Genomic DNA, 24,965 nt, shown 5'->3' with positions numbered 1-24,965 from the left:
AAAGAAAAAAACTATTGCACAATCGCAATTTATCTGATATCATTTAAAACGTTGTTTCATTTGATACGAATTCTTGACAATCAATCATCATTAATGATATATTATACAAGGTCAAATTGAATACTTGTTTGAGGACAAGAAGAAGCACCCGCTTCTCACCTGATTGACGCATCTCATGCAGTTGGCAGGTTTTACGAGAAAGATTCTATCTTTTACTTACGTAATCGTAAAGTGTGGGTGTATGTGTATACCCACACTTTTTTGTTTGTACAAAAGAGTAAATTGTTCGTCAAACGGTATTCGGAATAAACCTTGGAGGTGGCTAATTATTAGCAAGGACATGATGGTAAACGATGGCATTCGTGCCCGCGAAGTACGTCTAATCGGTCAAAATGGAGACCAGCTAGGAATTAAGTCAAAAGTAGAAGCGCTGGAAATTGCAGCACGTGCTAACCTTGACTTAGTAATGGTTGCGCCTAATGCGAAACCTCCTGTATGCCGAATTATGGACTACGGAAAGTTCCGTTTCGAGCAACAGAAGAAAGATAAAGAAGCGCGTAAAAACCAAAAAGTAATCAGCTTAAAGGAAGTTCGTTTAAGTCCTACTATTGATGAGCATGACTTCAATACGAAACTTCGCAATGCAATCAAGTTCCTTGAAAAAGGAGACAAAGTAAAAGCATCGATCCGATTCAAAGGACGTGCGATTACGCATAAAGAAATCGGTCAGCGTGTGCTAGATCGTTTCTCTGCAGCTTGTGCAGAAGTTTCAACAATTGAGTCTCATCCAAAAATGGATGGGCGTAGCATGTTCTTAATACTGGCACCTAAAAACGAAAAGTAATTCATATGAGGAGGAACTCCAATGCCTAAAATGAAAACTCATCGCGGATCAGCGAAAAGATTCAAGAAAACTGGATCTGGTAGCTTAAAGCGTTCTCACGCATACACAAGTCACTTATTCGCTAACAAGTCTCAAAAGCAAAAGCGTAAATTGCGTAAATCAGCTATGGTAAGCAAAGGTGATTTCAAACGCATCCGTCACATGTTAGACAACTTAAGATAATATTTTTATAGGAGGTATTCATAATGCCAAGAGTTAAAGGCGGTACAGTAACACGCCAACGTCGTAAAAAAGTCATTAAATTAGCCAAAGGTTATTACGGTTCTAAACACACTTTATATAAAGTAGCTAACCAACAAGTAATGAAATCCCTAATGTACGCTTATCGCGATCGTCGCCAGAAAAAACGCGACTTCCGTAAGCTTTGGATCGCTCGTATCAACGCAGCGGCTCGCATGAACGGTCTTTCTTACAGCCGTCTAATGCACGGTTTGAAAGTAGCTGGAATCGAAGTAAACCGCAAAATGTTAGCTGAGCTAGCAGTTAGCGACGAAAAAGCATTTGCTGAATTGGCAACTGCTGCGAAAAACAGCTTAAATAAATAATTATCCAAACAAAAGAGGCTAACAATTTGGTAGCCTCTTTTGTGTTTTGATAAAATAATATCGAGACTGATAGGGAAGTCAGTCTACAAAATGTGTGCACACATTCGAACGTCGGAGGATATGATGGAAGTACTCGTCGGTTATTATATCTTTATAAACATTGTAGGCTTCATTATTATGAAAGTAGATAAACAAAGAGCCATCGAACATCGCTGGAGAATACCTGAATTACATCTATGGGGAATTGCCTTGCTTGGCGGTGCCCTTGGTACGTGGATGGGGATGCAAACCTTCCGCCATAAAACAAAGCGTCTGTTATTCCGGATAGGTCTACCATTCATAACATTTTTACATATCGGGTTTTGGGGGTATTTTCTCATAGCCTGATAAGTTAACATAAAATATTGATAGTTGAATAAGCTTTAATATTAAAACTAGGAGGCAAGCCAAAATGGACGAAAAAATGAACGTACTCTTTGTCGTGATTGAAAGTCACTGGTGGCTGGCTTCTCTTGGTTTTATTCTTTTCCATATATTAAGACAAGTTTTGTTTATTCCGGTAGTCATCATCTGCATTGCAGGTGGAGCCTTGTTCGGCGGGGTAATCGGCAGCATCTACTCTGTGGCAGGCTTAACATTATCCAGTTTATTTTTCTACTTTCTATACCAGCAGTTTCCCGGCATATTCGGGAAAATTTTAAGAATGAAAGAAAGGCTCTTTGGCAACCGGGCAAATTTCTCGGTTGGACAGATCACTGTCATGCGTTTGATCCCATTCATCCACTTCCACTTACTTTCTCTCTGCTTGATTGAAACGACAAAAAGCTTCTCTCACTATGCAAAAGCTTCTCTCCTGACTAATATTCCTCTCGCAATCATCTATACCGTCTTTGGCCAATTCATCACGGAATTTTCCCCAACTGCCATGCTTGTTGTGCTTATAGGACTCTTACTCCTCATGCTGGTAATGAGACAAAAAGTCGTCGTCATGAAGTGGGAACAATTCTTTCATAAAGAAAAGCAATATAAAAGAGGTTAACGCTTATTTAGAGGATTAACGCTTATTTTGGATAAAAGAGGAAGTAAATAGACTGTTCTTAAATAATGATGGGAATCCGATTAACTTACTAAAATAATTCTTAAATTTAAAAAGCCTACTACCTACAGGGTGCAGATAATAGGCTTTTTTTTGGATTCACACTCTGATTGAAAACTAGGAATAAAAGAAGCTGTTGTTTCTATAGGGGATATAAACATAATGTACTGTGTATAAGGATTTAAGACGACCAAAGTGGGACTTTCAATGAAATTTGCTATAGAACGTTTCTCAAGATCCTATAGCGAGTATTTAGTCTTAAATCCTATTTGAGGCCGCTGGTTCTATAATCAAATTGTCTAGTCATGCTTATTCCGCAATCGGGCCAGATTCTGGAATAAGGTAGGAATCGTAAGGCCACATCTGGAATTATAAGTTAAGTCAGTATACAGGTAGGATTTTGAAGCGAAAATGAAAGGGGTCGATTTTTTGAAGCTAAGACAATTGGCCGTCACTTTTATTATAAACAAAGAAAATGAAGTGTGGGGGGAATGTTGTAGGCCAAGCAATGAAAATGAAGGCTCAATAAAGGTAAATTTGATTATAAGAATAAAGGATAAAGTGCTTCTTTACGCACCAGTGGTTAAACAATTTCCCAAACTTCCACGAGAATGTGAAGTAACTAGTCTTGCAATGTTACTTCAATACAATGATATTGATGTGGATAAAATGGAATTAGCTTCAGGCATTAAGAAGAATCCGGTGTTGCTCGAGAAAAGAGAGGGTGTACCTAACTGGGGACATCCAAACGATGGCTATATTGGGGATATGTATACCTATAAGAAACCCGGATTTGGTGTTTATCATAGACCAATAGCTGAGCTGGCAGAAAAATACTTACCTGGTAAAGTAAAGGATATAACGGGAGCTGACTTTTCCGAAATTAAAACCTATTTATCCTTGGACCTTCCCATATGGGTGATCATTAATACAACCTATAAAAAGCTGCCGGCATCTTATTTTGAGGAATGGATAACGCCATTAGGACCTGAATCAATCACTTACAAAGAACATTCCGTGCTAATTACTGGATACAACGATGACCATATATATTTTAACGATCCTATCACTGGTATAAAAAACAGGAAAGAATCATACAGAAGTTTTAAGAAGAACTGGGAGCAAATGGGCAAGCAGGTCATAGTCCAGGTTCTCACTATCTTCATCATCAATTATAAATAGACCAGCAAGTCCTTTATATACATGTTCGCCAGTTTCATGGAGCAGATGGGGATGATACCATAATGTAGCAGCATTTTGTTCAATTTTGAATTGCGGATTCCACGTGGTTCCAGGCTGGATACCGGAATGAGGGCCTTCATCCTGGTCGCCGTCAACTTCTAGTCCATGCCAATGGACAGTGGTTGCTTCATCAATCTCATTTTTCACCTTGATCGAAACATCATCTCCAGTTTTTACACGAATCACGGGTCCTAGGTAATCGCCATTATATCCAAACGTATCTGTTGGTTTGCCTTCTATAAACTCCATGGTTCCTTTTTGGGCAACAAGAGTGAACTCTGCTTTTCCTGGGTCCGGATTCTCATCTTTTAGGATGGGGGGAATGGGAAGAGAGGTTCCTCCATCAGCGAATGAGTCATTCTTCATATCTTCAACCTCTCCGTTATCGTTACCTATCATACCATCATCCATCATTCCTCCCCCTTGTCCAGGCATGTTGCCGTTCATGCCGCCAAAAACCCTCATAAAAAACCAGCCGCCCACAATGAGCAGAATCAATAAGATAAGTGCGGGCATAACAATTTTTTTCACCATTTTTACCTCCTTTAATTCTTATCTAGCTTTTACATGACATTATTTTTAAATACACAATTCCTCGCTGTGTATTTTATAAGCGCCGGTTTATAATTACAAACAATACTGCTCACTGTAGTCAAATATGCATTTTCTATGGAGTTTAGTTCAAGAAACCTGGGGTAGAAACTAGTAAAGCCAAAGAAATTAGGGAGGAATAAAAATATGCTATTACCTGCATCTGACTTAGGGTTACTAGCAACTCACCTACCTAACCATGACGGCATGATATTGAAAGTAAAGCTTATGGCAAGAGAAGTAAAAGAAGAAAAATTACTTGAATTGCTAAATACTAAGGTAGGGATTTTAAGAAGCCATGTGCGTATCATGATGGATATGCTCGATCCTGACAAAAGTGATTTTGAGAAGCTTCCGGATTTCGATGAGCTTCCGGAGGGTCAGCTCGAAACTACATCTAGAGGGTCACAGCTGATGGACAAGCATATCGCATTAGAGATTAAGGTTTCAACAGAGGCAATGGCGAAGGAGAACTTCTTCTCAGCTCTTAAAATGAAGGACCATCAGGTCAAACAGACTCATATTGAATAGGCACTTCAGCAAGGGCAACTGCTAAATATGGTTACTGAATTCCTGAAAGAGATTGAAGCAGATGTAACGCCTATGGGTACGCCAGATGAACAAAAGAAAGTCATGAATCATTTCAGTTATATGATGGAAGAATAGATTTTGATTGGAGGTCGGGAGATGAATCCTAAAAATGATCATAGTACTGTAAACAATCATGACAACAGGCAGACCGCAAGAATGACAAGAGATAGTAGCCAGACTAGTCGAGCACCACATGTCAGTTATGAACATCATCAAGGACATAGCATGGTGGATTCCTATCAAGACCACACCGACCATCACGAGAACAAACCTAAAGGTGGGGCAACGTCATCAAAAATACAGGTTGATTGGACCTCGAACCCTCTTACGGTCAAAGTTGGTCAAGAAACAGAAATTCTTATTAACATCAAAGATTTCTCCGGGGAGGTTATCGAGGCTTTTTTAGCTGTGCATGAAAAAGAAATGCACCTACTGGCAATCAAAAAGGATTTGTCTGTTTTTCAGCATCTTCATCCGCATTATCGTGGGAAAGGCAAATTTCAGGTAAAGACAACCTTCCCAAAGGCAGGGGAATATAAATTATATGCAGATTTCCTGCCGGAGGGGGCAAATCAGCAGCTTGCGTCTCATGAGCTTGTCGTAAACGGTTCGGAAACAATGGAAGAGGTGGTTCCTGATAAGCTTTTGAAAAAGGAGATAGACGACCTGACAATCGAGCTGATTCTCCCAGAAGCGCAAGTAGATGAGCATATAAGTTTGATTTTCACCCTAAATGATAAGGAAGGAAACCCAATTACTGAACTTGAACCCTATCTTGGTTCTGCAGGACATGTCGTGATTGTCAGTGAGGATATGAATGAATTTCTCCATGTTCACCCAGTAGATGAAAACGAAAAAGGACCAAATGTCGAGTATATGACCAGCTTTCCCCAAGGTGGATTGTATAAAATTTGGGGGCAGTTCAAGTACAAACAAAAACTTTATACGGTGCCTTTTGTGATTGAAGTCAAGTAATAGGCATCAGTTTCAGCAATGGCACACAGGATTGTGTGCTATTGTTCAATTTTCTAGAAAGGAGGTACAAACGTGAAGGAGATTGAAGGGAAAATTGACAGGCCGCAAACGAACAAAGGACGACTGAAAATCATTACGATACTGGCTATTCCAGCAGTCATCGAAAATTTTTTCCAGACGGTCCTCGGCTTTGTCGATACATACTTTGTATCAAAAATCGGTCTGGCAGAAGTTTCGGCGGTAGGGGTCACCAATGCAGTTCTTGCGATATATTTTGCGTTATTTATGGCAATTGGGGTAGCAGCCAATGTAAGGATTGCAAACTTCCTTGGTGCTAACCTTCCGGAAAAAGCAAGGCATATTTCACAGCAATCAATCGTTCTTGCTGCCATATTTGGCATCTTAACAGGAATTATTACCTGGATTTTCGCTGAACCGCTGCTAAAACTGATGGGGATAGAAGCGGAAGTTTTAGAGGCAGGGGCTCTATATTTTAGGATTGTTGGAATCCCGTCGATTGTGATGAGTTTCATGTTTGTATTAAGCGCTATTCTTAGAGGAGCAGGCGATACAAAATCCCCAATGAAGGTCAGTATTGTCATCAATATTGTGAATGCCGTTCTGGATTATGTCCTCATATTCGGATTTTTGTTCATACCTGAAATGGGCATCGTTGGAGCAGGGATCGCAACCGTCATTTCTAGATTAATCGGCAGCATTGCATTATTTTACTATGTCAATAGAACAGCAACTCTTACCTTCAGAAGAGATTACTGGCGTATTGACAGGACACATCTGATGGAACTGACTACCCTTGGAGCACCGGCTGCAGGCGAGAGACTGGTCATGCGTGCCGGCCAAATTGTTTATTTCGGTTTCGTTGTTGCCCTTGGTACCAATGCATTTGCCGCCCACCAGATTGCCGGCAATGTCGAAGTATTTTCCTATATGATTGGATATGGATTTGCTACAGCAGCCACAATTTTGGTTGGCCAGCAAATCGGTGCGGGCAATCTTGAAGAAGCCAGGCATTATGCCAAACTATCCACCTATCTCACAGTAGGAGCGATGACCCTGCTCGGTGCCTTGCTCTTCTTCCTCGGTGACTGGGCTGGCAGATTTTTTACCGACGAACAGCAAGTTATTGATGATATAGGTACCGCACTAAAGATTTCGGGTATGTTCCAGCCATTCCTCGCTGTATTAATGGTGCTTACAGGAGCATTCCAGGGGGCAAACAACACGAAATTCCCGATGTACCTTACTGGATTCGGGATGTGGGCGGTACGAACCGTACTTGTCTATCTTCTTGGAATCAAGCTGGGCTGGGGACTCGCGGGAGTTTGGATAGCGATAGGAGCAGATATAGCATTTCGTGCAATAGTATTGGCAATACAATTTAAACGGGGAAAATGGATGGCACTCGAAAAGGCACCAGAACCAGAATCGCACTGTCACCCTCAAACAACAAAAGAAACCATGTCAGCTTGCGCAAATAACTATTAACAAGCATACAGTCTTCTTAATAGTTGGATTCTGGTTCATTCCTGCATATGGAATTGTCGGGGCAGCTTTTGCAAGTGTTTTTGCACTTGGAACTAATACTTTTGCTGTTCACCAAATTGCAGGAAATATTAACAGGTGCATATCAAGGTGCAAACAACACAAAGTATCCTATGTATCTGACCATCATAGGCATGTGGCTTATAAGAACTGGGACAGTCTACCTTCTTGCGATAGTGCTAGAAATGGGCTTGGCAGGCGTTTGGATAGCTATTGGAATTGATATAGTCTTTAGAGCAATTGTTCTATGGACTCGTTTTAACAAAGACCGCTGGGTATCTAGCACAAAAGATAAAGTTGCAGATTGCGATCCGAGAACCCGTAATGCTCAACTTTCTAAGTCAGTTAATAATTATTAATAGTTCTCAACTTGTCATGAATAAATATCAGGATGATACGATTAAAGGTAAAGATACTTTAATCGTATCATCCTTTTCAGTATATAGTAACTATTTTCCTAAGCATACATTATCTCCTTCTATTTTAACTGCTTCATTCATAGGATAAATACTAGAATGAGGAGGGAGCTAAAATGAATTCTACTAAACGTTCATCTAATAATATTTTGGTCTTCTATTTAAATAGTACTTTTTTGTCTATCATCATATCGCTTTTATTGGTAACTGTAATAAGTACTGCTTTTACAAATAAGCTTTCTTCAGAAATTATTGGCACTTGGTTATACAAGATAAATAATACAAATATTTTTTTAAGTGCACTTCAAAGCCAAAATCATTATATGATTGGAAAAGGAGTAGAGGTAGATAAAATACCGATTCAAAGTATGATATTTCAATTAGCCACTAATATTAAACCTAATGATGTCAGGAGTTTGTTAGGAAATGAAATTCCAGGCTTTTATGCATTTGACTACAGGATACATATTGCAGGAGAAGGGACGAACTATACTACTCTTCCACATGAATCCTCTCCTCCCATGGAAGTATTATTGAAGGAGAGGGAAATTGCACATGAACAATTAGAAGAAATAGAAGAAGAAATATCTCCACCTCCTGCACCAGAAAAAACGAATGAAAAGGAATTAGTTTACATTTATCAATCGCATAGTTGGGAATCATTTTTACCTTTGTTAAAGGGTGCCAAAACACCTGATGAGGCAACAAGTAATAATTCTAAAGTTAACGTTATAGCTGTAGGAAATATGCTAAAAGGGAAGTTATTAAGTCATGGAATAGTCGCCAAACATAACACTACTAATGTAACTGAACAATTACTTTCACGGGGCTGGAATTATTATAACTCATATCAGTACTCAAGAGAGGTGGTTGAAGAAGTATTAAGTTCCAATAATGAACTGAAATATTTGATTGATATTCACAGAGATTCTGTAAGAAAAGATAAAACTCATATTAAAATAAATGGTAAAGATTACGCTAAACTATTGTTTATTGTTGGAGAAGAGAATAAAAATTTCAAGGAGAATCTGGATTTCGCAAGTAATCTCCACTATGCTATAGAAGAACACTTTCCGGGTTTAAGTAGAGGTGTAGTTATAAAGAATAAATCCGAAGGTGACGGGATTTATAACCAAGATTTATCCGATAGATCTATTCTACTAGAAGTAGGGGGAGTAGATAATACTATGGTGGAGTTAGATAATTCTGTGGAAGTATTTGCTAAGTATTTTAGTGAACTGGTTTGGGAAGATAAAGATGTTGGTGATTTTTAACATACGAAGGTATACCAAGAATTGAGTATAGTATATGTTTGCTGATAATGTATTCTAATATATACTAGTTTAAACTGAGAAAATATATATAGGAAATTTATGATAGAGACAACAGTTTTTTAGCCTGCGCTAAGAGACTGTTTTTTTCTGCACAAAAAATGCTAGAAAATGTTACTAGCATGAGAAGAATTTGTAAGACAACGGTTATCTACTAAGCACTAGACAGTGTTAAGATAAGGAAGTTCGATAATAGATTCTGTTTTTCGACACAAAATGCATTCGAATCCTCATTAATTTGCTATCCATACATAGGAAGAGGAAATAATTATAACAGGAGTTTTCAAATGAATAAAAATAAAAGGTTTCTTGGATATTTTGTAGTTGCATTATTGTCAGTTAGTAATGCTTTTTTTCCTCACTCCACTTCAGCTGAAGAGATTGATAGTTTAAAGCAGAAAAAACAGGATGTTCAGCAAGAACGTCAGTCAATTGATAGAAGTATCGAGAACAATAATAAAAAAATTGATAGTATTATAGCTCAACAAAATGACTTGACAGCCCAAATTAAAAAGTTAGACATGGAAATATCCAATACGGATAAAGAAATAAAATCCGTAAATGGAAATATTAAAGAAACGAATGAAAATATTTTAAAGTTGACAAAAGACATAGAGGTACTGAAAGAAAAGCTGGAAAAGAGGGCAGCGTTATTAGAAGATCGGGCTCGTGCCTTTCAAACAAACGGAGGATATAATAACTATCTAGAAGTTATTTTGAATTCTGAGAACTTTGCTGACCTCATAAATCGATTAACAGCAGTAAGTACACTCGTACAGGCAGACCGCGATATAATTGACGAACAAAAGAAAGAACAGGATTCATTAACACAAAAAGAAAAAGAAGTACGGGAAGAATTAGTAAATTTGGAAACTCAAAAGAAAGAACTAGATAAGTTTATTGCAAGTTTAGGTTCACAAAAGGAACAAAAAAATGAACTTATCAACAGTCTTACAGCTCAACAGAAAAAAATAGAACAAATGCAGGTTGACCTTGAAGAAAAGAGCAATGAATTGTACGAGTTAGAGAAAGGTATTGAAGAGAGCATTATAGCTGAGCAGGAGCGATTAGTTGAATTAGCAAGGCAAAAGGAACGAGAAAGGAAAGCTGCAGAAGAACAAAAGCAAAAAGTAGCAACTTCTAAACCACAACAGGTAAATAGCCCAGTTCATATTCCTGTCAGTGAAGGAGTATGGACTGCCCCTACAAATGGGGTATTTACTACTGAATTTGGATATGATGTATTAAATGGTCAACCCCGTTACCATTATGGAATAGATATTGCTGCACCAAGAGGAACTTCAATTGTAGCTGTTGCTGATGGCTATGTAACAAATGCATCTTATAGTAGTTCTTATGGAAATTGGGTAATCATTACACATAGTGTTAATGGACAGACTTATACTTCCGTGTATGCTCATATGGATAATCTTTCTGTCAGTCAAGGACAATATGTGGAAAAAGGGGAGTATCTAGGAGGAATGGGCAACACAGGTTATTCTTTTGGAAACCACCTTCACTTCGAGCTGCATGAAGGTAATTGGAATAATGCCAAATCGAATGCGGTGAACCCGAGGAAATACATTTCTTTCTAAGTTTATGGAAGAAGTTAAAGGTTGCTTAACTGGATCTTTAATTTTTTGTGAAATATAGAATGAAATCGAGTAAGTCCATAATTTCTGCAAATTTTCTGGGTATAATAATTATATTAATTTTGGAGGAGGAAACAAAAATGAGTTGGAAAAAGCTAATATTGTTTGGTGCTCTTGCTGGATTGCTAGTATTATCTGCATGCTCGAATAACGGAAACGATACAGCTTCAAACGAAAATGAAGAGAAAAATTCAGAAGGTGAACACTCCGGAATGGACCATTCCGGAATGGATATGTCCGGTTCCGGTGAAGTCCCTGAAGGACTGGAGGAAGCAGAAAGTCCTGCATTCCCAGTTGGAAGTACAGCGGTTATTACTGAGGCTCACATGCCAGGTATGGAAGGTGCAGAAGCTACGATTGTTGGAGCATATGATACAACGGTATATACCATATCTTATGACCCAACCGATGGTGGAGAAAGAGTCGAAGATCATAAATGGATCATCCACGAAGAGATAGCGGATAGACAGGAAGAACCTTATGAAGCTGGTGCTGAAGTAAAGGTAGAAGCTGAACATATGGAAGGTATGGAGGGTGCAACTGCAGTTATTGATTCAGCGGAACAAACCACCGTTTATATGGTAGACTTCACTTTGAAAGACAGTGGAGAGGAAGTAACCAATCATAAGTGGGTAACAGAAAGTGAATTATCATCAGAAGAATAAAGCCATAAAAATAGCTTGTAGCGTTATACTACAAGCTATTTTTTATGGAAAAAGTTATTTTCTGTAATCATTAAGATAAAGAATTTTTGCATAGCCACTTTTTCTTCTGAACCAAATTAGAAAAATGGCAAGAAGAATGATTAATAAGGAAAGAATCTGGGCTGTCCTTAGGACCTCTCCTATCATAAGGCTATCTGTCCTTAAACCCTCAACAAAGAATCTTCCGAATGAGTACCAAATCAAGTAAGAGAGAAAAATTTCACCTCTTTTGATGGGGAGTCTTCTCAAAAATAACAAAACACCAAATCCAGCTAAATTCCAAAGTGATTCATACAAAAATGTGGGATGGTAGTAGGCTCCCGCAATAAACATTTGATTCGTGATGACATTAGGGAGATATAACCCCTCCAAAAAGGATCGTGAAACTTCAGTACCGTGTGCTTCTTGGTTAATAAAGTTCCCCCACCTTCCAATTGCTTGACCTAAAATGATGCTAGGGGCTGCTATATCTGCTAATTGCCAAAAGGAAACACGCTTTTTTCGGGTGTATATATAAGCAACTATGACACCTCCAAGCAGAGCACCATGTATGGCGATACCACCTTGCCATATCGCAAAGATATCTCCTGGATTATCTAAATAATAATCCAAATTGAATGCGACATAATATAATCTTGCACTGACAATTGCGATAGGAATTGCCCAAATTAGTAGATCTGAAAATATTTCCTTACTCAACCCTAATTTCTTTGCCTCTTGGGTTGCAAGGTACCAACCTAGAAGTACTCCAATCCCAATAATTATTCCGTACCAATAGATTGTAAATGGTCCAATTTCGAATGCTACTCTATCTATAGCCTGTAAAGAATTCATATCTGGAAGCTCCTATTCTATCAAGATTTAATCAATTAAGTTTAGCGAAAACTTGTCCAGAATTTGTGCATTATTTGTAACAGAAATTCAACGAATATTTATCTGCTTAAATTTATTTATAAGCAGGGTTATAATCGGGAGGTGAAATGGAATCGTGAAAATGCTTTTATACATTATTCTTATTTTTATAGCTGGTTTCATGGTAATAGATAGTCAATATAGGGAATCCATGGATGAAAAGGATAAGTTATTATCTACTATTAACATACTTAAAAATCAGGGAGTAATAATACATGAGTGGACGATTTATTCCCGTGAGGAACTTAATGTAAATAATTTGGATGTAATCAAGGAAATAGAAGCGAAGTTAAAGAAAGATTACACAAAATTCGAATGGTCCACCGACATGGAACAGGATCATCATTATTTAATTGTAGGAACTAATATGAAGAGTGACATCGAAAGGGAAAGAATAACGGTTACGGCTTATAAGGAGGATCATTCATATCAAGTAGTACAGACTTACAGTTATACAAGAGGAGGATGGTCAGAAAAGGATTATAGAAGCTTCGTTAATGATATTGAATTGAAGAACAGTATATACTTTACAGTGAAGGGAAGTTTATTAGATGTTGATATCAACTCGGATTTAAATGTAAAAGCAAATTTACTTTTGGAAAACCTATCTGCTGATAAAGTGGAAGGGCTTGAAGAAAAAAACCTTGTTTCGGTGTCAGCCTTTAACAAGGATTGGGCTTTCAGTTTACCTTCCACCAACAATAAGCGATTTAATCTTCAAGTGGCTTTAAGAAGGGAACCGTCCAATTCAAACTTACAAATTACAATCGGAATTCCTATCATTACAGAAGAATACTAGGAGAAAAATATATTTTTACATCTAGTTTTCCGCCAGACAGGCATAACCAAAGCCTCTTTCGTGGTGAAAGAGGCTTTGGTATCCTTATGAGTTGTGGTAATTTTACTCTGGTTTATTATTCGCTTCTGGATCTGGATTGAAATCAGGTTTAAAACCCTCATATTTTACTTGAGTCACCATTCCAGCTGCGGCATGGTGCAAATCATGGCAATGGAAGAGCCAGTTTCCTGGATTATCTGCTTTAAATGCGATTTCATATTCTTCACCGGGTTTTACATTGATGGTGTCTTTAATGACTGGAGATCCTTCTATTGGTTTTCCGTTTTTGCTTAGTACTTGGAAAAATTGGCCATGAAGGTGCATAGGATGGTCATCTGTGGCTGAATTGTTGACCAATTTCACTTTGACATTGTCTCCTTCTTTTACTATGATATTCTCTGTTTCAGGAAAAGTTTTTCCGTTGATGGTATACACCATCTCCTTCTTTTCCATCTCGGTATCTAAATTCATCGTGTACTCCAGATCGTACTGTTGGTTCATCTCAAAAAATCCACTTTTTGCTTCACCATAGTCATTAAAGTTAAACTCAGGTAGTTTTTCTTTTGGATTTGGCTTATCTTTGGATTCCGTATATCCTTCGTATTGTATTTTTGTTTTCATTCCTTCTGTTCCTGTCATTTCCCCATGGCATTCAAGGTACCAAACACCTGGATTGTCAGCAATGAATTCAATATCGTACCTCTCACCAGGTGCAATAGACAATAATTGATTTTCTAGTTCTTGTGGAGCGTTCAGTTCCTGACCATCAATTGCTACTACTTTAAATTGATGCCCATGAAGGTGTATTTTATGTGACATGAACCCTATGTTCGCAAGCCGTATTCGAACTTTTTCCCCTTCTTTCACTTTTAACGGCTCAATCAAATCTTCGCTTTTTCCGTTAATGGTGAAGATGTCGTAGCCGTCCATGTTATGGCCCATGCCCTCCATGGACATTGAACTGTCCTGATTTTCTTTTTCTTTATCATTCATTTTTCCATGGTCCATGTCTTCCATATCACTCATGGAAGAGCCTTTAGGGTCACTCATCCACTCGTCCAACATTAATGAGTAATCTCTGTCATATGTCTTATTAGCAGGTTCTACAATGAAAGAACCGTATAGGCCCTTATCAAGTTGATTGACACCGTCTTGATGTGTATGGTACATGTATGTCCCGGTAACTGTGGCAGTAAAGTTATAGGTAAAGGTCTCGCCAGGCTGAACAGCGTTTTGGGTCACACCGGGAATTCCATCCATTGCATTTGGGATAGGAAGGCCATGCCAATGAATGGAAACAGGATCTTTAAGTTCGTTTTTTAGATGAATTGTTATATCTTCGCCCTCCTGAACACGTATTTGAGAACCAGGAACAGAACCATTAAAGGTCCAGGCGTTTACCACTGTACTATTGTTTAATTGATGAGCTGCCTCTTTTGCAACCAATGTTATTTCATTCTCAGAGAATACTTCAGTTGAGGTAGTTTTTGTTTCAGGGAGTTTTTCTTTCTCTTGTTCAGTTGAAGAATCACTCATATTCATTTCACCATGATCCATGTTACTCATATCCGAACATGCCGCCAAAAATATTACCGTAAAAGATAGTAAAGCTATCAGCTTTAGTTTCATGATTATTCCTCCTTAAGTAGTTTCAAGGAGAATGTTATCAAAAATGATTGCAGAAATTATGGAATTCCATTATTAGAAAAAGTAACAATTTGTGACAGTCCAATAAAAAAAGTAAACAAGTTTTATTTGTTTACTTTTTTTTTGATTCTATTTCGAATGGTCCATGCAAATCCTGCTATTTGAAATAAGAAAATCAAAACAATAATGGCTATAAAAGGACCTTTCATCCAGTTAGGATTTTCCGGTTTGTGAAAATACAAAAAATAAAGAGTATGCAACAAAACCAAAAGATAAAGAGTGCTTGTTTTACTCTGTAAATAATTCCAGGCTGAATTACCTAATACTTTAATACTCAGATTGTTCGATGTAATCATTAGTATAAGGTAGTATAGCACCGCAATTATTCCGATTGCATTAGCGAGTGCGAAACCAGGATGCAATACCCATTCTTGACCAAATGGAGTGAAAATGAAAAACAATCGTGTAAAATCCCATTCAACCCATCCATCTAGAATGATAATCGTATGAATAAGCGCAAGAATTCCAGACCATACCCCTAACGATCTTCGCCATGCAACCAGCCCCTTCAAGACTGGGAGGATACGTACGATTGGCCCTATAACCATGACAAGTCCAAGCATGAATAAGGATACATCTGCGAATGCACGGTTCCAAGCATGCAGGGGAGCCCATTCATTTCTGGTTTGTACGATCAGATAACTTAGCAAAAAGGAACAGACTCCGATAACAATATGCTTACGGCTTCTATTCATTAGAGACGTTACCTTTTTCAACTAATGTATTCCAGCTTTCTCCAGTATTGTTGGACTGATAAATGTCATTATTCAAGGAGATGGCTGTTATTTCTGACCTATTCTCTGGATTAGTGGCAATGAACATAATGGGATTTTTACTGGAAATCCCTTCAGGTAGGGACAACTCGTCAGTTATTTCATTTTTAAAATTGTACTTTACTAATTTGGTTTCATTATTTTCTAGGATAAAGTAAATCAGACTGTCCTCCTGATATTCCACTGTTGTCACAGAATTTGAGCTGGTTAGCAACTTGAATTCATTACCAAAGTTAGAAGAAATAAATAATCCTTTATTGGTGGAGATAGCAACATCCTCTGAAGAAGTAGGGTGTGCAGCTATATTTCCGATGGCATTGGCAGATATTCCTTTCATGGAACTAGCTTCCCATGTTTCCCCTTGATCTACCGAATAATGAAGACCTTGTTTCAGGGAATTTTCGTGCTCATTAAAAACGTACAATGTTTGACTCTTATATCCGGCCGCAAGATAGTGGAAGTCAATTTCCCCATAAAAAGCAATTCTTTCTAAGGTAGCACCTTGATCACTACTTTTAATAAGCCCTAAGGGATTTTTTAAGTCGGAATCTAGCTCAGGGTGGCCGCTGGAAAAAAATTGCTCATCTGTTGCTTGGAATCCCATATAATCATGATTATTTTTACTAGTCTTGTACCATTTTCCTTCAGAAAAGCGTAAAAGGCCATGATGGGTTGCTAGAATTAAGTCTTTCTCATCACCCAAGTAACCAATCCCGTGGATATGATTTATGGTTTCTTCCTTTGCCTCTATAAAGTAGTCATTATTTTTATTTTGCTCTTTAGTTGAACATCCAACAACTAGCATACTTATAACTGTTATCATAATAAAATTCTTTATCTTGTTCATCTCTAAACCTCCATGGATTTACTAATTCGATTCAAATTTATCATTCCACCTATACCCAACTCCCCAAATGGTTTTTAAATGCCTGTCCACATTAAAACCAACTTGTCGCAGTTTTTCTCTAAGATTCCGAATATGGGAGTCAATGGTGCGGTTTTCCGTCTCTGCTTTCAATTCCCAAAGTGTAGAAAGTAAATGGTCCCGTGAAAAGACCTTATCCGGATACTTTAAAAATAGCTCCAGTAAGGCAAATTCTTTTGGTGTAATGGAAATAGGCTGTCCATTATATGATAATTTGTAAGAAAGAGAGTCAAGTGATAAACCTTTGAAGTGTAATGGCTTTTCCGTTGGCCCTTCTGTGGCCGATCGACGGAGCACAGCTCCAATCCTTGCTACAAGCACATCTTCATTAAATGGCTTGGAAATGTAATCGTCTGCACCGTTCTTTAAGCCCTTTATCATATCGGTGTCATCATTTCTAGCTGTGAGCATGATTATAGGTGTTTTACTAAAGTCTCGGATTGCAGCTAATGCTTCCCAACCGTCCATGGTTGGCATCATGACATCAAGAATAATGAGGTCCACTTCATGATCACTCAGAAACAGAATCCCCTCCAAAGCAGTAGTCTTTTTGATGCAGGTAAACCCGTGCGGGGTTAAATAGAGGGATAAAAGGTCTAGCATTCTTTGTTCGTCATCTATCAGTAGTATTTGTTTCATCTATTTTGCCTCCTTTAATAGAATCGATACAGTTGTACCTACACCAATTTCACTGTTCACCTTCAGCTCCCCATCATGGGCATCTACAATTTCCTTTACGATGGATAACCCAAGACCAACTCCACCTGTAAGGCGAGATCGGGATTTTTCCACTCGGAATAAGCGATCAAATATATATGGGATTTGATCATCAGGAATTCCTTTACCTTCGTCAGAGATGGAGAGTATGCAGATATTATCCTTTTTGCTTAATTCGATGGTTGTGGTCCCTCTGTCTGAATACTTCAGTGCATTGTCCAATATATTCTGTACTACTTGTTCAAATCGCAAAGGATCTATATTCACGAAGCAGTTCTGTTTGCAGTTAAACTTTAGACCAATGCCGGAATTGGAGAATACGGGATAAGTCTTCTCAAAAATAGTCTGCAAGAATTTCCCTAGTTGGATTTCTTCCTTTGCAATCGAAAAAGAATTCTGATCCATATTGGCTAATTCGAACAAATCCTCAAGTAGGTTTGATACTCGAATCGATTCTTCATGAATAATCTTCAGATATTCATTCCTTTGAGTATCCGTTAAATTATGCTTTTGACCAATATCAGCATAACCGATGATATAGGTGAGTGGAGTCCGTAGCTCATGGGATATACTTGCCAAAAATTCTTTTCGCTCCTGTTGCAAGTAGTTTAGGTTACTTGCCAATGTTTTAATGGATTTCGCCAACTCTCCAATTTCATCTTTGGATTTCACAGGAAGGGTTACCGTGAAGTCTCCTTCATTGATTCGCTTTGTTGCTTCTTTCATGGATACTAAGGGTTTGGTTAAAAGCTTCACTAAGATGAGGTTCGTAATTACCAGGAAAAATAAAATAATGATAACAGCAATCCCGAAATGGTGGTTTAAGTTGGTAATCAAGCTTTTCATTTGGTTAGTGCTTTTTAGCATAAAGACAGTTCCCCTAACCCCACTATTCGAACTGAATGGGGATGCAGTGGCTATATAGGATTGTGACTCCCAATCTGCTTCAATGATCATATCTTCATGCGTACTTGGCAAAATAATGGAGGTGATTTCGTCATTGATGGCAATGGAAGATTCGATAACATTTCCACTTTGGTCTGTTATCACCACTTCCGTATCGGTTTTCGATTCCATTAATACGATATGTTGAAGTGTATTGTCGATAAAAGATTCTTCCAGAACATCTCGATGGCTATCTCCTCTTGCCGATAATGACTTCAATTCATTATCAACGAGGGATTGAACGACATTTTGATGAAGGAAAAGCATGGAACCAGTTTCAATAATTAAAATACAAAAGAAGAACCAAAGCCCTAGCTTGGTTGAGAACTTCAAGTACATCACCTACTTTGTAATAGTTTTAGAATATCCGGAAATTATCGAGAAAGTTTGCAGATTGACAGAAAGCAACAAAAAAATTGTCATTATTAACTGAATTGGATGTATGTATTATAGGGGTAGTGAGTGGAAAAAACAAAATTAAAAACACGCCAATAAGTGGCGTGTCTTAAAAAGTACATTATGCAGTAATCATTCTTCTGCAAGCTTCTGCACATCGAAAACATGCGTCCGCACAAATTTGGCAATGTTCGTGTGTGTGTTTACTACATTCTTCTCCACAGGCAGCACAGATTTCGGCACATAATCTGCAGATTTCTTCCTTGAATGGGCTATCTGATTGAATAGCTGTCGCTGCAAGACTACAAGTATCTGCACATAAGCGATCTAGTCGGATACAGGCAGCCATCATTTTTACATCATTCTCGTTTAAACAAGCATTAAAACAAAAATTACAGGCTTCCATACAGGCCAAGCAGGCGTCCAAACATTCTTGATATTCATTTTTAATTAACAATGGAAAAACTCCTTTCAAGATTTATTAAACATTAATGGTGTACCCCTCCAGCTAACTTCCTAATACTTAAAAATAAAAATCCTTATTATCTGCACAGTATTGTAAAACTACAGCATACATGTCCCACCATCATTTGCATAGATATGTTAGAGGGGAGGGGTACGCGATGCATGTATTTTATTGGTATATTTTATTAACATTGATTATGGAAATAGGTATAATCCTAGTACTTTCAAGAATATTGAAGAAACGATTGCCTTCCATGGCGGGAATGATTTTATCCATGACTTATGCAATGACCATAAGTTTGATAGTTGGATTGACATTTGGCGTAATGTACCAAGGGGACTTATTCAGCTCCACAATAATTGCACTATTTTTAGGTATGGTTGCTGGTATACTCGCGGGTGTAGGACTCGGATTACTTACGTCTATTGAAGGAGCCATGTCAGGTTTAATGGGTGGTATGATGGGTGCTATGCTGGGAGAAATGATTTCAACTAAGGATGTATTCTTCTTGATAATCCTATTGTTAACGATAAGTGTTTGTTCGTTATTATTGTTTTTTGTGTTTTGTCAATCTAACCAAGATCAAAATAAGTTTAATAAATCGTGGTATTTAAAGCCACTTTTCTCAATGGTAGGAATTAGTGCATACCTGATTCTTGGTTTTCAATTAAGTCATGGTGCAGTAAAACCATCAGCAGATCATGGACATCAGCATCGTGCTACTGGCACAAAAGATCCAAAGGTAGTTTCTGTTCAGGCGGTAAACAATGCTTACACACCTGCATCTTTTGTGGCAAAAGTAGGAGAGGAAATCATTCTTCAATTAAACAACATGGATGGAGTGGAACATGATATAGAGATAAAAGGCTTATCAGTAAAAACAATGGAAAGTAGTCATCATAATTTAAAGGGACCTTTGCATCTGCACGCTCTTGCAAATAGTAAAAATGAGATTCGTTTCACCCCTCTTGAGATAGGGGAATATGAATTTTATTGCACGGTTCCAGGTCATAAGAAAGCTGGGATGGTAGGAAAGGTAATAGTTACAAATAAATGAATAAGTGTGTTTCTTCATAATATCTGCACATTTTTATCTTACAATTAAGATAAAAACAGTATGAAATGGTGTGGTTTAATGTACGAAATTATGAATGGGATTACAAACTCCATTACAGTCCCACTTTCGAATGTTGCGATTTCATTTAAAGAGGTTACACTTTTATATGCCTTTTTGTTAGGTATTGTGGGATCGATGGTTCCTTGCCAATTGACTGGGAATATTGGGGCAATAACCCTTTTTGGAAAAAAGTCGCTTGATAAACAAGTGGCTTGGGGGGATGTCATATTATTCACTTTAGGTAAAATTGTAGCCTTTACATCTCTTGGGCTTTTAATTTGGTTATTTGGTCGAGAAATTCAGTCTTCACTGACCCTTTATTTTCCCTGGATACGGAAATTGACTGGACCGCTGTTGATTGCGGTAGGACTATTTTTATTAGGATATCTAAAAATGAATTGGCACCTCCCTATACTCAATATTGCTGGTGAAAATATTAAATCAAAAAAATGGGGATCTTTTTTGTTAGGCTTCAGTTTTTCCTTAGGATTTTGTCCGACCATGTTCGTCCTATTCTTTTTAAGCCTTATGCCGGTTGCATTAACGGAATCATATGGTATGGTTCTTCCTTCCGTATTCGCGATAGGAACTACGGTGCCAATACTTATATTAATGTTTCTAATATGGTTTTTCGAAGCTGGTGGCATGGTAATGAAGAAAGGAAAACGTGTGGGAAGTATAATACAAAAAGTTGCCGGTGCATTTTTAGTTGTTTTAGGGATATGGGATACTTTAACTTATTGGACCATATAAATATTAAGTTTATGGTTAAGTAGAAATAATTTATAAATCGTAATGATTACTTATGGAAATACATCATTTAGAGGAGTAATGTCATGTATAAGAGAATAAAATTTTTGATGATATCTTTTATCATTATCAGTTTAATTAGTGGGTGTATTGCAGATCAATCAATAAATGAAGATAAGGAATACAAACAACTTACAATATTTACAACAATTTATCCATTAGAGTATTTTACAAAAAGGATTGGTGGCAGTTTGGTTTCCATTGAGAATATAGTACCTCCTGGCTCCGATGCACACTCCATTGATTTATCGCCTAGTGAGATGGTGAAAGTGGCAAAAGGAGATGCCTTTATTTATTCAGGTACAGGTTTAGAAGGTTTTGCCATGTCTATTATTGAATCTTTAGAGGATGAGCAGGTAATGATTGTAAATGCAACTGAAAATATTACGCTATTAAAAAGCTCAGCAAAAGATCAACATAGCGATGATGAAAAAAAACATGAAAATGAAAAGAGTGAAGTGGACCCTCATTTTTGGCTAGACCCTATACGTTCAATAGAAGTAGCTGACAATATCAAAAAATCACTAGTAGAATTATATCCAGAAGAAAAAGAGATTTTTGAGGCAAACTTTATTTCTTTGAAAAGGGATTTAGAAAAGCTGGATGCAGAATTCAATGAAATGATAAAAAGTGCCGAAAAAAAGAAATTTATTGTATCCCATTCTGCTTACGGATATTGGGAAGAAAGATATGGTCTTGAGCAAATAGGCATCAGTGGAATATCACCAAGTGATGAACCTTCACAACAACAGTTGATTGAAATCATTAACTTAATGGGAGAAGAAGGACTTACGCATTTATTCTTCGAGGAAAATTTGAACAATAAAGTTGCCAAAACTGTCCAAAATGAAACTGGAACAAGTCCGCTTTTCTTGCACAATTTAGAGTCACTTTCTGAAGACAGACGTGAAGCAAAAGAGGATTATCTTTCAATAATGAAAAATAATATTAAGGTGTTAGGTGAAGGTTTGGATTGAATAGAAGTACACAAATTTAAAATTCATATTTAAACCCGAAATAATGTTATTATGAAAATATTTCGATCAAAGCATATATAAATAACAATTAGAGAGAGAATGCATTTAATAATTAAAACTAGCAAAATGTAGATATTTACTGTCGAATGAATCTACAATTGCTAGTTTTTCATTAAATATTCACAATTTTATGGTAATCACGAAAAAAATCTACTAGTAGGATTCAAATAATAAGCTGCTGAAAATTTAGGAGTATTGTAGATTAATACCTTTACAATCCATAACTTTCTGAGAAGAAAGGTAGTCCATAAACCTGGCTGACTGTTTGAAATAATGACCCACCGTTACATCGGAATATTCTTTGTCTATACAGTGTTGTTTAAAACGATTACTGAACCCTCTATGTCGCTCGCTCACACATGACAAAGAATGCGCTCAAAAATGCACAGATAAAAGTAAGACAAACAATCAAAGAGATTCAGAAACACCAATCGGTTGAGAATGTTTGGCGCTTTAATACAGTTATAATGGGAATCCAAAATTATTATTCAGCAGCTTCACACATCACTGATGATTTAACCGAGCTGAACTATCGTCTTCATAAAGCATTGTTTAATCGTTTAAAAGAATTGAGAAAAGAAGCTACGTTTCAGGACTTTCCAAAATCCTTACAGAAACGGTACAAGGGATATGAGTGTAAGCTCTTCAAAATAAAAGAAATGGTACTTATCCCAATTCATGCCCAACGTTGCAAGGTAAATCTGAACTTCTCTCAAACTATTTGTAACTACACTACCGTAGGTAGGGACAAAATTCATAAAAACTTGCGAGCAATCAATAAACAAACGCTTACTCGTGTGATGAAACAGTTCATACCGAGCCGTTCCATCGAATACAACGATAACCGAATTAGTAGATTTATTGCACAATATGGGAAATGTGCTGTTACAGGGGTTGAATTAGGACTCGATGAATGGCATTGCCACCATAAGACACCGTACCATCTCACCAAAGATGATTCATACGGAAACTTAATGATATTGCATAAATCTGTACATCTCCTTATACATTTGAGAGATTTAGAGAAAATACAAGTGCTTTTAAACTCACTTAAGTTAAATGAAAAGCAACTCATAGAAGTCAATAAATTGCGAAAGCAATGTCTGAACGAAGCAATCTGATTCTCCTTTGCATAATCATAAAAATCTTGAATGAATTGGATTAGTTGGAACGCCGTATGCTGGGAAACTCGCCTGTACGGTGTGAAGTGGGGGAAAAGCTGGAGATAACGTCAAAAGCTTACCTATCACTATAACAACTCATTATATGCGGAGTAGACGTAATACTGTGCAACACAACACTATATTTCTAAAGTGCTTGTGAAAAAATGTTCTAATGCTACCAGCCTCATACTGTAAGAGGGCTTATAAACTTTGTTATAATTAAATATATTTAAAAGCATAAAATTGGGAGGATTTCATGACTAAACAAGAAGGACCACCAAGTACCCCACGGTGGGTAAAAGTCTTTGGGATAATTGTTATTGTTTTAGTTTTATTATTTGTAATTATGAAAGTTACAGGTATCGGTGGAGAACATGGACCCAATCGCCACTTTTCACTTAATGGAGTTGGCAACGATGTTTCGATAATAAAACAAGGTATTATCGAATCGTGATGATGACACCACGCATCCGAAAGTTTGCACTTTTGATACATATCGTTTCTACTCTTGGCTGGATTGGAGCTATTGCTTGTTTTCTTGTTCTTTCTATTGTCGGTTTGAATAGTGAGAATGAACAGGTGGTTAGAGCATCTTACCTATCGCTGGAATTAATTACGTTGCTTGTCATTGTTCCGTTGAGTATATTCTCTTTGTTAAGCGGTCTCATTCAATCGTTAGGCACAAAGTGGGGATTGTTCCGTCATTATTGGGTTTTAATAAAATTATTGTTAACGCTGGTTGCAACTATCGTCTTGTACTTACAACTGGAGCCAATTAGTTATATTGCAAATGTAGCAGCAGAGACGATATTATTCAGCACCGACCTCCGTGAGTTAAGACTGTCCCTTGTTATACACGCTGTTGGTGGATTATTGGTATTACTTGTGGTCACAGGGTTATCGGTATACAAACCTCGTGGAATGACTCACTATGGTTGGCGAAAGCAGAACATAGTAAGAATGGATAAGTAGGTAAAGAAAACTCAATTACAATTATCATGTTTATAAGGTTAGAAATTCATTTAAAACAACAAAGAATCCAAAACCAAAACAACAGGAACAGTCATAGATGTGGTTGTTCTTGTTTAATTTATTCAACTATTCTGCTCCTTATCTACAGGATAGTGGAATACATTAAAGAGACTTTAGAATATAGATTTCCAAAAACACCTCGATACTCAGGAAATACCTGATCCAATAGAATTTGTGATTGTAATTTTGTTTGAGATGAAACACTTACAATTGCTTCCTGCTGTCTGGTGAGGTTTCTCAGTTTTAATAACTGATTTCCTCTTTTTCTATGAGGCTTCTCAGTTTTAATAACTGATTTCCTCTTTTTCTATGAGGCTTCAACTCTTCAGTGTAGAATAGCTCGCAAAGTTGATACGCATCTACAGTTCCCCCCATAATATACACATAGTCTTGTTCATCTAAAAAATGGACAGCGATCGTTTTATATGGGCCAGATGGTTGATGAACGCATGGCTATAAGATTTTGTAAGTATCAAGATTGTGAAAATTCCACCGAAACTGAGGGCATGTTTAAGAA

Annotated in this window: 28 protein-coding genes and 1 other annotated feature; of the genes, 20 read left to right on the top strand and 8 right to left on the bottom strand. The window is 37.3% G+C overall.

All coding sequences use genetic code 11. From position 1 onward, the window contains the following. Positions 1 to 130: 130 nt before the first annotated feature. Positions 131 to 269 (top strand) — a sequence feature (ribosomal protein L20 leader region). 56 nt (positions 270 to 325) lie between these two features. From infC to K7887_RS16465, 6 genes are all read left to right on the top strand, one after another. Beyond that, positions 326 to 844, top strand: coding sequence for a translation initiation factor IF-3 (infC, locus tag K7887_RS16490; RefSeq protein ID WP_083800939.1), 519 nt, complete (start codon positions 326 to 328; stop codon positions 842 to 844). A 21-nt stretch (positions 845 to 865) separates the two neighbouring features. Beyond that, positions 866 to 1,066 (top strand): 50S ribosomal protein L35, encoded by a 201-nt coding sequence (gene rpmI, locus K7887_RS16485; RefSeq protein WP_010195692.1) that lies wholly within the window; start codon positions 866 to 868, stop codon positions 1,064 to 1,066. Positions 1,067 to 1,089: 23 nt separating this feature from the next. After that, the gene (gene rplT / locus K7887_RS16480; RefSeq protein WP_010195693.1) at positions 1,090 to 1,449 is read left to right on the top strand and encodes a 50S ribosomal protein L20; all 360 of its coding nucleotides are present in this window, start codon (positions 1,090 to 1,092) and stop codon (positions 1,447 to 1,449) included. A 120-nt stretch (positions 1,450 to 1,569) separates the two neighbouring features. Then, complete coding sequence (locus K7887_RS16475) at positions 1,570 to 1,836, top strand: DUF1294 domain-containing protein (RefSeq protein ID WP_223490620.1); 267 nt, start codon at positions 1,570 to 1,572, stop codon at positions 1,834 to 1,836. Between the two features lie 64 nt (positions 1,837 to 1,900). Beyond that, the gene (locus K7887_RS16470) at positions 1,901 to 2,488 is read left to right on the top strand and encodes a TVP38/TMEM64 family protein (protein ID WP_223490618.1); all 588 of its coding nucleotides are present in this window, start codon (positions 1,901 to 1,903) and stop codon (positions 2,486 to 2,488) included. A gap of 486 nt (positions 2,489 to 2,974) precedes the next feature. Beyond that, positions 2,975 to 3,727, top strand: a complete 753-nt coding sequence (locus tag K7887_RS16465; protein WP_223490616.1) for a C39 family peptidase — start codon at positions 2,975 to 2,977, stop codon at positions 3,725 to 3,727. Here K7887_RS16465 and K7887_RS16460 read toward each other — a convergent pair. Next, entirely contained in the window at positions 3,638 to 4,321 is a 684-nt protein-coding gene (locus tag K7887_RS16460; protein WP_223490615.1) for a multicopper oxidase domain-containing protein, read from the bottom strand. The genes K7887_RS16465 and K7887_RS16460 overlap by 90 nt on opposite strands. A gap of 204 nt (positions 4,322 to 4,525) precedes the next feature. Here K7887_RS16460 and K7887_RS16455 point away from each other — a divergent pair, with 204 nt between their 5' ends. The 7 genes from K7887_RS16455 to K7887_RS16425 all read left to right on the top strand — a co-directional run bounded on the left by K7887_RS16455 (position 4,526) and on the right by K7887_RS16425 (position 11,571). Beyond that, positions 4,526 to 4,909, top strand: coding sequence for a hypothetical protein (locus K7887_RS16455; protein ID WP_168865138.1), 384 nt, complete (start codon positions 4,526 to 4,528; stop codon positions 4,907 to 4,909). A gap of 156 nt (positions 4,910 to 5,065) precedes the next feature. After that, entirely contained in the window at positions 5,066 to 5,944 is an 879-nt protein-coding gene (locus tag K7887_RS16450; protein ID WP_223490613.1) for a hypothetical protein, read from the top strand. Positions 5,945 to 6,016: 72 nt separating this feature from the next. Next, positions 6,017 to 7,450: an MATE family efflux transporter gene (locus K7887_RS16445; RefSeq protein ID WP_223490611.1), complete on the top strand. Its 1,434-nt coding sequence runs from the start codon at positions 6,017 to 6,019 to the stop codon at positions 7,448 to 7,450. Between the two features lie 74 nt (positions 7,451 to 7,524). Beyond that, positions 7,525 to 7,866 carry a hypothetical protein gene (locus tag K7887_RS16440; protein WP_223490609.1) on the top strand — a complete coding sequence of 114 codons (342 nt, stop codon included), beginning with the start codon at positions 7,525 to 7,527 and terminating at the stop codon, positions 7,864 to 7,866. Positions 7,867 to 8,039: 173 nt separating this feature from the next. After that, positions 8,040 to 9,197, top strand: coding sequence for a stage II sporulation protein P (gene spoIIP / locus K7887_RS16435; protein ID WP_223490608.1), 1,158 nt, complete (start codon positions 8,040 to 8,042; stop codon positions 9,195 to 9,197). 344 nt (positions 9,198 to 9,541) lie between these two features. Further along, positions 9,542 to 10,849 (top strand): murein hydrolase activator EnvC family protein, encoded by a 1,308-nt coding sequence (locus K7887_RS16430; protein WP_168865135.1) that lies wholly within the window; start codon positions 9,542 to 9,544, stop codon positions 10,847 to 10,849. 137 nt (positions 10,850 to 10,986) lie between these two features. Continuing rightward, positions 10,987 to 11,571 (top strand): YdhK family protein, encoded by a 585-nt coding sequence (locus K7887_RS16425; protein WP_168865134.1) that lies wholly within the window; start codon positions 10,987 to 10,989, stop codon positions 11,569 to 11,571. 54 nt (positions 11,572 to 11,625) lie between these two features. Here the strand turns inward: K7887_RS16425 and lgt are convergent, their stop codons facing one another. Continuing rightward, on the bottom strand, positions 11,626 to 12,444 hold the full coding sequence (lgt, locus tag K7887_RS16420; protein ID WP_168865133.1) for a prolipoprotein diacylglyceryl transferase: 819 nt from the start codon (positions 12,442 to 12,444) through the stop codon (positions 11,626 to 11,628). A gap of 160 nt (positions 12,445 to 12,604) precedes the next feature. Between lgt and K7887_RS16415 the strand changes: the two genes are divergently transcribed. Next, positions 12,605 to 13,321 carry a YwmB family TATA-box binding protein gene (locus tag K7887_RS16415; RefSeq protein ID WP_223493679.1) on the top strand — a complete coding sequence of 239 codons (717 nt, stop codon included), beginning with the start codon at positions 12,605 to 12,607 and terminating at the stop codon, positions 13,319 to 13,321. Positions 13,322 to 13,423: 102 nt separating this feature from the next. On the opposite strand, the gene K7887_RS16410 is transcribed toward K7887_RS16415, so the two are convergent. The 6 genes from K7887_RS16410 to K7887_RS16385 form a co-directional block, all read right to left on the bottom strand. Further along, the gene (locus K7887_RS16410; RefSeq protein ID WP_168865131.1) at positions 13,424 to 14,989 is read right to left on the bottom strand and encodes a multicopper oxidase family protein; all 1,566 of its coding nucleotides are present in this window, start codon (positions 14,987 to 14,989) and stop codon (positions 13,424 to 13,426) included. 122 nt (positions 14,990 to 15,111) lie between these two features. Further along, on the bottom strand, positions 15,112 to 15,762 hold the full coding sequence (locus tag K7887_RS16405) for a hypothetical protein (RefSeq protein WP_168865130.1): 651 nt from the start codon (positions 15,760 to 15,762) through the stop codon (positions 15,112 to 15,114). After that, entirely contained in the window at positions 15,755 to 16,687 is a 933-nt protein-coding gene (locus K7887_RS16400; protein WP_168865129.1) for a F510_1955 family glycosylhydrolase, read from the bottom strand. Before K7887_RS16400 ends, K7887_RS16405 begins: the two co-directional genes overlap by 8 nt. A 21-nt stretch (positions 16,688 to 16,708) precedes the next feature. Next, positions 16,709 to 17,404 (bottom strand): response regulator transcription factor, encoded by a 696-nt coding sequence (locus K7887_RS16395; protein WP_168865128.1) that lies wholly within the window; start codon positions 17,402 to 17,404, stop codon positions 16,709 to 16,711. Further along, on the bottom strand, positions 17,405 to 18,760 hold the full coding sequence (locus K7887_RS16390; RefSeq protein ID WP_223490606.1) for a sensor histidine kinase: 1,356 nt from the start codon (positions 18,758 to 18,760) through the stop codon (positions 17,405 to 17,407). Between the two features lie 184 nt (positions 18,761 to 18,944). After that, positions 18,945 to 19,229 carry a four-helix bundle copper-binding protein gene (locus tag K7887_RS16385; RefSeq protein WP_168865249.1) on the bottom strand — a complete coding sequence of 95 codons (285 nt, stop codon included), beginning with the start codon at positions 19,227 to 19,229 and terminating at the stop codon, positions 18,945 to 18,947. 217 nt (positions 19,230 to 19,446) lie between these two features. Here K7887_RS16385 and K7887_RS16380 point away from each other — a divergent pair, with 217 nt between their 5' ends. The 6 genes from K7887_RS16380 to K7887_RS16355 all read left to right on the top strand — a co-directional run bounded on the left by K7887_RS16380 (position 19,447) and on the right by K7887_RS16355 (position 24,388). Beyond that, positions 19,447 to 20,346 carry a cupredoxin domain-containing protein gene (locus K7887_RS16380; RefSeq protein ID WP_168865126.1) on the top strand — a complete coding sequence of 300 codons (900 nt, stop codon included), beginning with the start codon at positions 19,447 to 19,449 and terminating at the stop codon, positions 20,344 to 20,346. A 78-nt stretch (positions 20,347 to 20,424) separates the two neighbouring features. Continuing rightward, positions 20,425 to 21,159 carry an urease accessory protein UreH domain-containing protein gene (locus K7887_RS16375; RefSeq protein ID WP_168865125.1) on the top strand — a complete coding sequence of 245 codons (735 nt, stop codon included), beginning with the start codon at positions 20,425 to 20,427 and terminating at the stop codon, positions 21,157 to 21,159. Positions 21,160 to 21,242: 83 nt separating this feature from the next. Then, the gene (locus K7887_RS16370) at positions 21,243 to 22,193 is read left to right on the top strand and encodes a metal ABC transporter solute-binding protein, Zn/Mn family (RefSeq protein ID WP_168865124.1); all 951 of its coding nucleotides are present in this window, start codon (positions 21,243 to 21,245) and stop codon (positions 22,191 to 22,193) included. Between the two features lie 419 nt (positions 22,194 to 22,612). Next, positions 22,613 to 23,374, top strand: a complete 762-nt coding sequence (locus K7887_RS16365; protein WP_205825350.1) for an HNH endonuclease signature motif containing protein — start codon at positions 22,613 to 22,615, stop codon at positions 23,372 to 23,374. Positions 23,375 to 23,672: 298 nt separating this feature from the next. Beyond that, entirely contained in the window at positions 23,673 to 23,870 is a 198-nt protein-coding gene (locus K7887_RS16360) for a hypothetical protein (RefSeq protein ID WP_168865123.1), read from the top strand. Then, entirely contained in the window at positions 23,870 to 24,388 is a 519-nt protein-coding gene (locus K7887_RS16355) for a DUF2269 domain-containing protein (RefSeq protein ID WP_205825355.1), read from the top strand. The genes K7887_RS16360 and K7887_RS16355 overlap by 1 nt, the downstream gene beginning before the upstream one ends. Positions 24,389 to 24,965: the final 577 nt, after the last annotated feature.

This window comes from Sutcliffiella horikoshii, assembly GCF_019931755.1.
Taxonomy (GTDB): Bacteria; Bacillota; Bacilli; order Bacillales; family Bacillaceae_I; genus Sutcliffiella_A; species Sutcliffiella_A horikoshii_E.
Note: the sequence above shows the minus strand (reverse complement) of the source record. Positions and strands in the feature narration are given on the sequence as shown.